This is a genomic window from Bradyrhizobium sp. UNPF46 (assembly GCF_006658625.1).
In the GTDB taxonomy this organism is placed as follows: domain Bacteria; phylum Pseudomonadota; class Alphaproteobacteria; order Rhizobiales; family Xanthobacteraceae; genus Bradyrhizobium; species Bradyrhizobium nitroreducens.
Genome location: NZ_LFJB01000083.1, coordinates 85,329 through 99,964 on the forward strand (window position 1 = coordinate 85,329; position 14,636 = coordinate 99,964).

Here is a 14,636-nt window from a genome sequence, read left to right on the forward strand (position 1 = left end):
CGCGCGGGCGCCGAGCTTTGCCGACGATGTGCTCACCGGCGATGCCGGCAACAACGTCATGGTCGGCGGTCTCGGCAACGACCATTTGTCCGGCGGTGCCGGCAACGACATCTACCGCTTCGCCCGCGGCGATGGCAGCGACGTCATCAACGACAAGGCGTCGTCCGCGGCCGACCGGCTCGAGATCAGCGGCTACACCGCCGCGGAGATCAGCTTCCACCGCATCGCCGCCGACAGCGACGACGTCGCGATCCGCTTTGCCGGGACGACCGACCAGATCGTCATCGTCGACGCGCTCGCCGCCAACTCCGCCGGGGTCGAGACTATCGCGCTCGCCGACGGCACGCAGTACACCGTCGCCGATATGAAGCTGGCGATCCTCGCCAGCCTCACCACCGACGGCAACGACATCATCATCGGCACCGACGGCGCCGATACGCTGATGGGCGGCAAGGGCAACGACATCGTCGACGGCGGCTACGGCAACGACACCTATCTCTATCGCCGCGGCGACGGCGACGACCGCATCAACGCGGTCGGCAAGGGCACCGACGTCCTCAGCCTGACCGACTACAACGTCGCTGAAATCGTCTCCGCCGTCCGCGCCGGTCCCGACAGCAACGATCTCGTGCTCACTTTCTCGGGTGCAGGCGATCGCGTGGTGCTGACCGACGCGCTCAGTCCGTCCAACAATCCCGCGTTCGGCCTGTCGGTCCGGTTCGCCGACGGCACGGTCTGGAATCGCGACGCGATGCGCGCCCGCGCGCTGTCGGATATCGACGGTAGCGGCAATGACAACGTCTACGGCTTCGACGGCAACGACATCTTCGCCGCCCGGGCGGGCAACGATCTGCTCTCGGGCGCGGCCGGCGACGATCTCTATCAGTTCAAGCGCGGAGCCGGCAACGACACGGTCGTCGATTCCGGAACGGGCGGCACCGACCGGATCCAGATTGCGGACTTCGCCTCGACGGACGCCCATGTCGAGCAGCTCTATCGCAGCTCGGATGCCGTCGTCATCCGCTTCACCGGCAACAGCGCCGACAGCCTGACCGTGTTCGATGCGCTCTCGACCGATGCCAAGGGGATCGAGGGTTACGTCTTCGCCGACGGCGTGGTCTGGACCAAGGAGACCCTGCGCGAGCTGCTGGGCAACCGCGCCCCGACGGCCCTGGGGGACGGCTTCTTCTCGGTCACGACGGGCGTCGAGCTCGTCATCAAGGCGACCGATCTGCTTCGCAACGACTTCGACGCCGACGGCGATGCGCTGACCATCGTCGGCGTCGATGCCGGCAGTTCCGGCGTTGCCACGATCGATGCCCAGGGCAACATCCACTACACCGCGACCAACGGATATTACGGCTCCGCCTCGATCAGCTACACGATCTCCGACGGCCATAACGGCTTTGCCACGGCCTCGGTCGATCTCAAGGTGCGCCCGGTCGCGACCGCCTACCCGGATACGGGCTTCACCGTCGCCGAGGACGGCTCGCTGGTGATCCGCGTCGAGCGGCTCCTGGCCAACGACCTCGACGGCGACCGCATGATCGTCGGTCAGGTCTATCAGGCCGTCAACGGGACGGTGGCGCTGGCCAGCGACGGCAACATCACTTTCACGCCGAACGCCAATTTCAACGGCACCGCCGAGTTCAGCTATGTCGCGAACACGCCCGAAGGCGGCCGGGCCGAGGCCAAGGTGACGATCCAGGTCACCGCGGTCAACGATGCGCCGGTGGCGCATGACGATACCGTCGACGCGACGCTCGAAAGCACCGCCTTCACGCTCGATCCGAGCACGCTGAGCGCCAACGACAGCGACATCGATCACGACGGGCTCTCGGTGCAGTCGGTGATCTCCAACGCGGATGTCACCGTGACGATCGGCGACGACGGCCTGATCCACGTGACCCCGCGCGCCTATTTCTGGGGCAACGCGCACTTCGACTATATCGTCGCGGACCCCAGCGGGGCGACCTCGACCGGCCGGGTCAACTTCACCGTCACGCCGGTCAACGATCCGCCAGAGCTGCACGACGATCGGTTCGAGACGACCGACAACGGCGATCCGATCCGCGAGGACAACCCGATCGTGATCGGCGCCGATCGGCTGCTCGCCAACGATATCGAGCACGACGGCGAGACGATGACGCTCACCGCCGTCCGCAACAGCCATGGCGGCAACGCCGTGCTGCTCGAGAACAATACAGTCCTGTTCACGCCGACGCCCAATTTCAACGGCGATGCCTGGTTCGAATATCAGGTCGACGACGGTCATGGCGGAACTGCCTGGGCCCGCGCGACGCTGGCCTATCAGCCGGTCAACGACCTGCCGGATGCCCGCAACGACAGCTACACCGACCAGAGCCTGCCGATCCTGCGCGGCACGGAAGACCACGCGATCGAGATTCCGATCATCGAGCTGCTCAAGAACGACAGCGACACCGAAGGCTTCGCGGTGCAGTTCGAGAGCGCCGGCAACGCGGTGCATGGCGACATCACCGTCACCGATCACGGCACGATCATCTTCACGCCGGATGCCGATTTCTGGGGCGAGGCGTCGTTCAGCTATCTCGTCCGCGACAACGAGGGCGCGGTCGACGGCGCCACCGTCACGATGTGGTTCGAGAACGTCGGCGACGCGCCGCCGGTCGCGCATCGCGACGTGATCTATGTGAACGAGGATATCCCGACCGTCATTCCGATTGCGACGCTGCTCGCCAACGACACGGATGTGGACCGCGACCCGCTCCGCTTCCTGGGATGGCGGCTGTCGACGACGCTGGATGCGCTGGTGTTCGGCGGCGATGCCGGCCAGAAGCTGAACGGCACCATCGAGTTCGACGCCGACGGCAACCTGGTGTTCACGCCGAACCGGGACGCGAGCCAGAGCTCCGGCTTTGTCTATGGGGTGACCGACGATGCCGACGGCTCGGCGGAAGGCTATGTCGACATCATCGTCGTCCCCAGCAACGACGATCCGACCGTCGGCCAGGACGAGGGCTTTGTCACGCCGCTCGATGCGCCGCTCGTGTTGCGTGTCACCGATCTCCTGAAGAACGACTACGACATCGAGCAGGCCGATCACGACGGCGACGGCGTGATCGACGACGATCTCGACAATCCGAACCGCGCCCGCCCGACTTTCGTTGGCGTCGACGGCGTCTATGACGCGGATGCGCTCGCGCTCGGCCAGCGCGTGCCGCGCGGCACCGCGGAGGTGGTCGACTGGAACGGCGAGAAGTTCATCGTCGTGCATTTCTCGGCCGGCTTCACCGGCCAGGTCGCGGTCGAGTACCGGATCGCCGACACCGATGGCGCGACCGACACCGGCTTTGCGATGGCGTCGGTGGCTGACAGCTATAACGGCCTGCTGCGCGGGACGGCGAAGGCCGACTATCTCGTCGGCACCGAGGGCGCGGATCTGATCCAGGCGCTCGGCGGCAACGACTTCGTGCTGGGCGGCGGCGGCAACGACCGGATCGAGGCCGGCAGCGGCGACGATCAGATCGATGCAGGGGCCGGCGACGACTGGATCGACGCTGGCGACGGCGCCGACCGCATCACGGGCGGCGACGGCTACGACACCGTCAGCTTCGAGAACTCCGACTTCCTGGTGCGCGCCGACCTCGAGTCGCGCGTCGGCCAGGGCGGCTACGCCCAAGGCGACGTCTATATTGGCGTCGAGGCGTTGGTTGGTTCGCAATATGCCGATCAGCTCGGCGGCGATGCCGGCGACAACCGGCTCGAAGGCCGTGATGGCAACGACATCCTGGAGGGCCGCGGCGGCAACGACATCCTGCTCGGCGGCGCGGGCGACGACGTCCTGACCGGCGGGGCGGGGGCCGATGTGCTCGACGGTGGCCTCGGCAACAACACGGCCGACTACAGCTTCGGCGCGACCGGCGTGTCGATCTCGCTGGCGTCAGGCACCGCTCATGGCGGCGATGCCGAAGGCGACGTGCTGACCAATATCCAGAACCTGACCGGAACCGACGCCGACGACACGCTGGAAGGCGATTTGCTCGCCAACATCCTGTCGGGCGGTCGCGGCAACGACATTCTGATCGGCAATGCCGGCGACGACACCCTGATCGGCGGCCGCGGTGCGGACCAGCTGATCGGCGGCGACGGCATCGATACGGCCGACTACACGCTGTCGACGGAAGGGGTCACCGTCGACATGGCCAACGGCGCCGCCGGCGGCGGCGATGCGCTCGGAGATACCTTCTCCGGGATCGAGATCGTCCAGGGCTCGTATCAGGACGACACCATCCGTGGTGACGCCGGCGACAACCGCATCCGCGGCGGCCGCGGCGCCGACATCATCGACGGACGCGGCGGCTTCGACATCGCCGATTACAGCCGCGCCGACGAGGGCGTCGCGGTCAATCTGGCGACCGGCCTCGGCACCGCCGGCGAGGCGGCGGGCGACCAGCTCACCTCGATCGAGATGGTGGTCGGCTCGCTTTGGAACGACCAGTTCACAGGCAGCGCCGGCGACGACTGGTTCCAGGGCCTGCGCGGCAACGACGCCATCGCCGGCGGGGCCGGCTCGGATACTTATGTGTTCGGCTTCGACGACGGCCAGGACGTCATCACCGAGCAGGGGGCCGAGACTGACACCGACCGCCTGGTGCTGTCGTCGGCGATCGCGCCGAAGGACGTCTCGGTCATCCGCGAGGGCAACGACCTCCTGCTCGAATTCGAGCGGCAGGACGGCTTCCTGGTCGACACCGTGCGCGTGACCGACCACTTCCTCGGTGCCCAGAGCGGCATCGAGGAGATCGTGTTCGCTAACGGCACAGTCTGGGATCGCGATCGCATCGATCAGCTGCAGCAGCTCGGCCGCTTCAATGCCGCCGACGACATCGTGCATCTCGGCGTCGAGGACGAGCCGGTCGTGATCGATCCGGCGACCCTGTTCGCCAACGACGCCGACAGTGCGGTCAACCTGACGCTCGCCGGCGTTGGCAATGCCGTGAACGGCACCGTGCACGTACGCGAGGACGGCAAGATCGAGTTCCTGGGCGCGCCGAACTACAACGGCGATGCCTTCTTCAGCTACACCGTCCGCGACCAGTTCGGTCGCGAATCCACGGCCCGGGTCGAGGTCGATCTCGCACCGGTCAACGACGCGCCGACGGCGGTCGATGATGCGCTGGTCTATGGCGTCGAGGACCAGATCCTGCGGATCAGGATCGACACGCTGCTCGCCAACGATTTCGACGTCGATGGCGACGCCGGTCTGGAAGGGCTGCACATCGTTTCGATCGCGCCGCTGACCAACACGTCCGGGCAGGCGATCGACGGCTACAAGGATAACGACTACCAGTTCGAAGCCAGCAACGTGAGCGCGCGGCTGGATGGCGACTACATCCAGTTCAAGCTGCGTCCGGACTATTTCGGCGCGGCAGGGTTCGTCTACACGCTGGCCGACGCCAGCGGCGCGACCTCGACCGCCAAGGTCGAAATCTCGATCTCGCCCGTCAACGACGCACCGCGCGATCGCGACACCTATCGCTGGATCCGTCTCGGCCAGGATACCACCGTCACGGTCGCCGACCTCTTGGCCAACACCTACGACATCGAGAGCGACGGCTTCACCTTCGTCGGCCTGCACGGCGGTCTCGACAACAACCCCGCCAACAATGGCACCCTGGTGTTCGATCAGGCGACCGGCACCATCACCTTCACGCCGGCCTCCCTCGGACAGGCGAGCATCGAATACGACGTGATCGATGCGCGCGGCGCCGCGGCGACGCTGACCTACGACTTCAAGGTCAAGCCGCTCAACGACCCGCCGAAGGCCTACAACGACTATGGCTACCGGACGCTCGAGGACCAGATCCTCGTGATCGACCCGGCGACGATCCTGGCCAACGACACCGACGAGAACGGCGACACGCTGGTGCTCGACAGCATCGCCCGGTTCGCCGATGGCGGTAAGGTCCGCCTGCGCGATGACGGCATGATCGAGTTCCGGCCGACACCGGACTACAACGGCACCGCCGGCTTCCAGTACACGATCAGCGACGGCCATGGCGGCACCTCGACCGCCTATGTCGCGATCACGGTCCTGCCGCGCAACGAAGCTCCGATCCTGCGCAACGACTATGTCAGCGGCCTGGAAGACGGTCCGCTGTTCGTGATCCCCGGCGAGGCGTTCGGCAACGACATCGACGCCGACGGCGACGTGCTGTTCTTCAAGCGCTCCACCGTGCTCGGTGTGGTCGACCACCGCTATCTGTCGGCCGGTTACGCGGTCAGCGCGGCCCTGGCCGACGGCTCGGCCCTGCCGTCCTGGCTGCAGTTCGATCCGGCCACCATGCGGTTCGCGGGATCGCCGCCGGCCGGAATGGATCCGCTCTCCGTCGACGTCTGGGTGAGCGATCCCTCCAATGGACGCATCTTCAACACCCGGTTCGAGCTGACGGCAGGCGATATCTCGGGTGGCTTCGATGCCAGGACCGATGTCCTCAAGGGTTACGAGATTCGCTCCGCCTTCGCGGTCGACTACGAATTCGATGCCTCGGATCTGGATGCGGACACGACCGTCACGGCGAAGCTCGCCGATGGCTCCGTGCTGCCGTCCTGGCTCAGCTTCAACGCCCAGACGCTGCAGTTCACGGGAACGCCGCCCGAGGGGACGACGGATCCGATTAGCGTCCAGCTCACCTTCTCGCATCCGGCCGCAGGCGGCGGCAATCCAGGGATCTTCACCGACAGCATGACGTTGGATCCGGCCGCGCTGCCGGCCGGCGTCACCTATGACAGCCAGCTCGCGCTGCTCGACACCAAGAACGGGACGGTTTCGGCCTCGATCATCGGCGGCCGCCCGCTGCCGGATTGGCTGTCCTTCGACGCCGCGACGCGCACGGTCAGCCTGAGCGGCTTCGCGCCGGATGCGGATGCGCAGCTGGCGCGCCTGCAGGTCGTGTTCACGCCGGCGCCGCGCGTGCTTCCCGACGGGACCTATGCGTCGAGTAATCGCGGCTTCACGCTGGAGTTCGTCGTTGACCCGCATGGCGATCTCGCGAGCCAGATGACGGCGATCAACCACGCGCTGGAAGGCGATGCCTATTTCGCGGGCCAGGGCCTGTTTGCGCTCGACCTGAAGGGTGCCGGTGCCATCACCGCGACCCGCGAAAGCGGCGCGCCGCTGCCGGACTGGCTGAGCTTCGACCCCGCCACCTTCACCTTCTCCGGCATGCCGCCGGCCAACTGGGTCGGCGCCGTGCCGGTCCGCCTCGATATCGCCGCCGGCAACGGTCATCCGGCGATGTCGATCATCACCGAAGCCGTGGTCGACGACACTTTCAAGATTGCGCCGTTCCCGGCCTCAACGGTCGTCTCGCCCGGGCAGATCAACGTCACCGTTCCCACCGACTTCAACGGCACGGTGGTGCTGAGCTATGACGCCACCGACGAGAAGGGCGGCGTTTCCGCCAATCCGGCGCTGATCTTCTACGACGTGAAGCCGACGCGCGAGCGGCCGGACACAGCGGTCGACAATCTGACGGGACGCGAGGGACAAACCACGCGCTTTGCGGTGACCGACCTGCTGCGCAACGACTTCGACCGCGATCGCGATGCCCTGCGCATCCTGTCGCTGGGGCAGCCGGCCAACGGCTCGCTCGTCATCGAGCTCGCCCATGCCAATATCGCGCCGCCCGCCGGCCTCGGCCAGCTGGAAGGCGCGGTCTGGAGCGCGACGCTCGCGGACGGCTCGGCACTGCCGGGCTGGCTCACGATCGACAGCGCGACCGGCGCGCTCTCCGGCGACGTCCCGCTGGCGTTCGCTTCGAACCTCGACATCCGCTTCACGCGGACGCTCGGTGGCGACAGCCAGAGCGCGACCTTGAGCCAGCGCTTCGACGGCAATTCCGGGGCCTACGTCGTCTACACGCCGGCGGATGCTTTCTCCGGCGATGACGGCTTCAGCTATGTCGTGACCGACGACCACGAAGGTCCCTCGACCGGCTCGGCCATCGTGCATGTCGCCGCCGTCAACGATCCGCCGACCACGGTCGAGGACACGGTCGCGGCGATCGAGGACACACCGCTGCTGATCGATCCGGCGACGCTGATCGCCAACGACTACGACGTCGACAACAACCCGATCCGCTTCGTCGACGTCGCCAACGCCACGCACGGCACCGTCAGCTTCGACGGCACCCATATCGTGTTCACGCCGGACCACAATTTCGAGGGCGTCGCGACGTTCGAGTACATCGTGACCGACGACACCAACGGCTCGAGCACGGGCAAGGTCACGATCAACGTCGCCTCGACCAACCGCACGCCGATCGCCGCGACCGACGTGTTTGAGGCCGTCGAGGATACGCCGTTCGAGTTCACCACCGCCGATCTGCTCGGCAATGACAGCGATGCCGACGGCGACACGATCACGTTCCAGTCGCTGTCGCGCAGCGCCGCCAACGGCCGCATCGTCGAGCTGCCCGACGGACGCTGGCAGTTCGTGCCGAACGAGAACATCAGCGGCGCCGTCAATTTCAGCTATACGATCTCGGACGGACGCAAGACCTCGACCGGCACCGTGACGTTCAACGTCGCCGCCGTGAACGATGCGCCGATCGCCAATCCGGACGGAGCCGGGACGGCCAACGATCCCCTGGGTGTGTTCAGGACGACCCAGGACCAGGCCATCACGATCGACTTCGCCGCACTGATCGCCAACGACCGCGACGTCGAAGGCGACAGCTTCGAGATCGTCGAGGTGTTCGATGGCGACCAGGGCACGGTGGTTCGCGTCGGCTCGACCGCGGTCTTCACGCCGAACGCCGGCTATATCGGCGATGCCGGCTTCCACTACCGCGTCACCGACAGCCATGGCGCTTCCAGCGTCGGCTTCGTGACGCTGCTGGTCGCGCCCAACGTGCCGCTGCCGATCCCGGTGTCGGATGCCGGCTTCGAGGTGCTCGAAGACGGTTTCATCGACATCGATCCCGCCGCGCTGATGGCGAACGACGTCACGCCCGATGGATCGACCCTGACCTTCGTCGGGCTCGAAGGCGCCGAACTGCTCGCCAACGGCAAGTATCGCGTCACGCCCGCCGCCAACTTCAACGGCGAGCTGGTGCTGCACTATTCGGTCAAGAACGAGCAGGATTTCGCGGTCTCGACCACGGTCACGATCAACGTGCTGCCGGTCGCCGACGCTCCTGTCGCGCGGCCCGACTCGCTCGAGATGCGCGAGGATTCGCCGTTGACGCTGTTTGCGAGCCAGCTGCTGGCCAATGACAGCGATGCCGACCAGCAGGCGTTCGTGCTCACCCGGATCGTCGCGACCTCTGGCGTGACGGTCACCGATCTCGGCTTCGGCCAACTCCAGATCACCCCGAGCGCAGATTTCAACGGTCCGGCGTGGTTCGACTACGAGATCGAGGATTCGACCGGCCTGACCGCGACGACGCGGGTCAACATCAATGTCGCAGCAGTCAACGACGCGCCGGTCATCTCCACGGTACCCGTGCTCAAGGGGATCGAGGATCAGCGCTTCAGCGTGACCCTGCCGGCCGGCTTCGTCAGCGACGTCGACGGCGACGCGCTGTTGGTCGAGATCCGCGGCAAGGGCGGCACGGCGCTGCCGGCCTGGCTGCAATACGATCCGCAGACGCGGCTGCTGAGCGGCGATCCGCCCACCAACTTCAACGGCACGATCCAGCTCGAGATCGCGGCGTCCGACGGCACCGCGCAGACCGTGCGCGAGCTGCTGGTTTCGATCGCCCCGGTCAACGACGCGCCGGCAATCGTCAGCGCGATCGGCGATGTCGACGTCACCGAGGATCAGCCATTCTCGATCGCATTGCCGACCGGCGCGTTTGCCGATGTCGACGGCGATGCCCTGACCTTCGCCGTGACGCTCGGTGACGGCTCGCCGCTGCCGTCCTGGATCTCGGTGTCCAACGGCCGCCTCATCGGCACGCCGCCGGCTGACTTCAACGGCACGCTGGCGCTTGCGATCACGGCAAGCGACGGCGCGCTGTCGACCTCCGCCGGCTTCCAGCTCAACGTGCTGCCGGTCAACGATGCGCCGGTGCTGGACCATCCGCTGGACGACCAGGCGGGCCGCGAAGGGGAGGCGATCGATATTGTGCTCGACAGGTCGGCCTTCGCCGATGTCGATGGTGACACGCTGACGTTCGCCGCGCGCTTGAGCGATGGCAACCCGCTGCCGGCCTGGCTCAGCTTCGACGGCACGCGCTTCACCGGCACGCCGCCGCAGAACGCGGCCGGAGACTTCGACATCGAGGTCACCGCGAGCGACGGTACGCTGGCCGCCAGCGACGTGTTCCGGCTGAGCATCGTCTCGGTCAACCAGGCGCCGGTGCTGTCGGTGCCGCTGGCCGATGTGTCCTCGTCCGAGGATGCGCCGCTCTCGATCGCGATTCCCGCAGGCAGCTTCACCGACCCCAATGGCGACCCGCTGACCTATTCGGCGACGCTCTCCGACGGCAGCGCGCTGCCGTCCTGGCTCGCCTTCGACGGCACGAATTTCACCGGCACGCCGCCGGCCGACTTCAACGGCAGCTTCGATATCCTGGTCACGGCCAGCGACGGCGCGCGCGCGGCAAGCGACGTCTTCCGCGTGACCATCACAGCGGTGAACGATGCGCCGATCGTGGCACAGGCGCTGGCGGACGTGTCGTCGCCGGAGGATACTCCGGTGTCGATCACGATCCCGGCCGGCAGCTTTGCGGATGTCGACGGCGATACGCTGACCTATGCCGCGACGCTGGCCGACGGCAGCGCGCTGCCGTCGTGGCTCAGCTTCGACGGCACGACATTCACCGGCACCCCGCCGTCGAACTACAACGGCGCGATCGACATCAAGGTCGTCGCCAGCGACGGCACGCTCTCGGCCAGCGGCGTCTTCACCCTCAACATCACGCCGGTGAACGACGCGCCGGTGCTGGCGCAGCCGCTGGCCGACATCGTCTCGCCGAAGAACGTTCGCGTCACGATCCCGGTCCCGGCCGGCAGCTTCGCCGATCTCGACGGCGACACGCTGACCCTGACGGCAACGCTGGCGGACGGCAGCGCGCTTCCCTCGTGGCTGGCCTTCGACGGCGCCACCTTCAATGGCACGCCGCCCACCAACTACACCGGCGCGATCGACATCAAGGTCACGGCGAGCGATGGGTCGCTCACGGCGAGCGACGTGTTCCGCCTGACGATCCCGTCGGTGAACAACGCACCCGTGGTCGCGATCCCGCTGCCCGACGTCTCCTCGCCGGAAGACACCGCCGTCTCGGTCGCGATCCCGGCCGGCAGCTTCACCGACGTCAACGGCAACCGGCTGACCTATACGGCGGTGCTCTCCAGCGGGGCCGCGCTGCCGGCCTGGCTCGCCTTCGACGGCACCACCTTTACCGGCACCCCGCCGGCCAATTTCAACGGCACGGTCAGCATCAAGGTCACGGCCAGCGACGGCGCGCTGTCGGCCAGCGACATCTTCGTGCTGACGGTCACACCGGTGAACGACGCGCCGGTGCTGTCGGTGCCGCTGTCCGATGTCAGCTCGGCTGAAGATGCCGCGGTTTCGTACACGATCCCCACCGGCCGCTTCACCGACGTCGACGGCAACACGTTGACCTATTCGGCGACCTTGGCCGACGGCAGCCCGCTGCCGTCCTGGCTGACGTTGACCGGCGCCAAGTTCGCCGGCACGCCGCCGCTGAACTTCAACGGTTCTATCGACATACGGGTCACCGCGAGCGACGGGTCGCTCTCGGCCAGCGACGTCTTCACCCTGACGATCACACCGAAGAACGATGCGCCGGTGCTGTCCGTGCCGCTGCCCGACGTGACGTCACCGGAAGACACGCCGCTGTCGATCGCGCTTCCACCCGGCAGCTTCACCGATGTCGACGGCGATACACTGACCTACACCGCAACGCTCTCCACCGGCGCCGCGTTGCCGGCCTGGCTCGCCTTCGACGGCACGAATTTCACCGGCACGCCGCCGGCGAACTACAACGGCACGCTCAACATCAAGGTCACGGCGCGTGACGGTGCGCTGGCGGTCAGCGACACCTTCGCGCTGACCATCACACCGGTGAACGACGCACCGGTGGTCGCGGTGCCGCTGTCCGACGTCAATTCGCCGGAGGATACCGCGATCTCCTACACGATCCCGGCCGGCCGCTTTACCGATCCCGACGGCAACACGTTGACCTATTCGGCGACGCTGGCGGATGGCAGCCCGCTGCCGTCCTGGCTGACGCTGACCGGCACCAAGTTCACCGGCACTCCGCCGCTCAACTTCAACGGCGCCATCGACATCCGGGTCACCGCGAGCGATGGGTCGCTCTCGGCCAGCGACGTCTTCACCCTCAACATCACGCCGAAGAACGACGCGCCGGTACTGGCAGTGGCGCTGCCCGATGTGACCTCACCTGAGGATACGCCGCTGGCGATTGCGATCCCGCCCGGAAGCTTCACCGATGTCGACGGCGATGCGCTGACCTACACCGCGACGCTGTCCACGGGTGCCGCGCTGCCGACCTGGCTGAGCTTCGACGGCACCACTTTCACCGGCACGCCGCCGGCGAACTACAACGGCACGGTCAGCATCAAGGTCACCGCCCGCGACGGCGCGCTGACCGCGAGCGACATCTTCACGCTGACCATCACGCCGGTGAACGACGCGCCGGTGGTTTCGGTGCCGCTGTCCGACGTCAACTCGGCCGAGGACGCCGCGGTCTCGTTCACGATCCCGACCGGCCGCTTCACCGATCCCGACGGCAATACGCTCACCTATACCGCCACGCTGGCGGATGGCAGCCCGCTGCCGTCCTGGTTGACGCTGACCGGCACCAGGTTCGCCGGCACGCCGCCGCTCAACTTCAATGGGGCGATCGATATCAAGGTCACGGCCAGCGACGGTTCGCTCACGGCCAGCGACGTGTTCACCCTGACGATCACGCCCGTCAACGACAAGCCGGTCGCGGCCAATGACGGTCCGTTCTCGGTCACCCACGGCGATACGCTCGCCATCGCGCGCGCAAGCCTGCTCGCCAACGACACGGATGTCGACGGCGACAATCTGACCATCGTCTCGGTCGGCGCGCCGCCGAAGGGGACTGTCGTCATCGATGGGCAGGGCGTCAGCTATACGCCCGATTTCGGTTATGAGGGGACCGACAGCTTCACCTATACGATCAGCGATGGCGTCGCCACGGCGACCGCCACCGTCAGCCTCACCATCTCCAACGCCTTCGAGGGCTGGGTGGTGGGGACCGCCAGCTCCGAGACATTGGTCGGCGATGCGGTCGCTCCGAACAGCATCTATGGCGCCGGTGGAAACGACGTCATCACCGGGGGCGCTGCCGCGAACCGCCTGGCCGGCGGCATCGGCAACGACACGCTCAACGGCAATGACGGCGACGACTCGTTCTGGGGCATGGCCGGCAATGACACGATCAACGGCGGCAACGGCACCGACACGGCCTATTACAACGGTGTGATGTCGACCTATTCGATCGTCACGTCGGCCGGGTCGGTTCAGGTCACCGACAATTCCACGGCGAATGGTAGTGACGGCGTCGACACGCTCACCAGCATCGAAAGGCTCATCTTCCGCAACGGCGAAACGGTCACGCTGGCAGCGCCGATCATCCTCGATCTCGACGGGCGGGGTGTGGAAACCACGACGGCCGACCAGTCCTCGGCGAGGTTCGACATCGATGGCAACGGCACCGCCGACGACACCAGCTGGATCGGGGCCACGGAGGCCTTCCTGTTCCTCGATCGCGACCGCAACGGTACCGTGAGCGGCATCTCGGAGCTGAGCTTCGCCGACGATGTGGCCGGTGCCCGTTCCGATCTCGAAGGGCTGCGCGCCTTCGACAGCAACCGCGACGGAATGCTGTCGGCCGGCGACATTCGCTTCTCCGACTTCAATCTGTGGCAGGACCGCAATGGCGACGGCACGGTCGAGGACGGCGAGATCCTGTCGCTGGCCGCGGCAGGCGTGCGCTCGATCGATCTGACGGCGTCGGCGACGGACGGGTCCTGGGAGTTCGGCAGCACCGTGGTCGTGAATCGCGGCAGCTACACCCGCACCGACGGACACACGATGGACTATGCCGATGCCGTATTGACACAGGCGACGACGCCGCAACCGCCCGCCGCCGACCCGAACGCCGCAAGCTCAGCCAAGACGCTGGCCTCGGCGCTCGAGATCCTGTCCGCAGATCCCGCGCCCTCCATCGGCGAGCAGTTCTGGCACGCGATGGATGCGATGATGGGGCCGGACAAGCCGGTTGCAGCGGTGGGCAGCGGCCCGGACAGTTGGGCGGGCCACGTCGCGAACGGAGTGGGGACGGACCAGGCGCCGGCGCTGCTCGCGCTGATGCGGCAGGAGATGTCTGCGTTCGGCTCCAATGCGGGCGCCGCAGACCTTGCCTGGCGCAAGGACGCGGCCACGCATCCCATGGACTATTTCGCCTGACGCCGCGGGCTGCCGCGCCGAATGGCGGATCTCGGAAGAAATGGGGCAAGACCATGGCTTTGCCCCTGTTCCGGTCGCATGAATGTGAGCTGGCCGCAGTTGAGCTGAATCAAGCAGACGCCGCCTGTTCCTCATTACCATTCGGCTTGGCGCTGATGGT

1 protein-coding gene (only partly in view) is annotated in these 14,636 nt (G+C 66.8%); it reads left to right on the plus strand.

Translation table 11 applies throughout. From position 1 onward, the window contains the following. Positions 1-14,476 carry the end of a tandem-95 repeat protein gene (locus UNPF46_RS38575; protein ID WP_283811682.1) on the plus strand. It extends 18,008 nt beyond the left edge of the window, so the window shows 14,476 of its 32,484 coding nt (coding positions 18,009-32,484); its start codon lies off the left edge, out of view; the stop codon is at positions 14,474-14,476. Positions 14,477-14,636 lie beyond the last annotated feature (160 nt).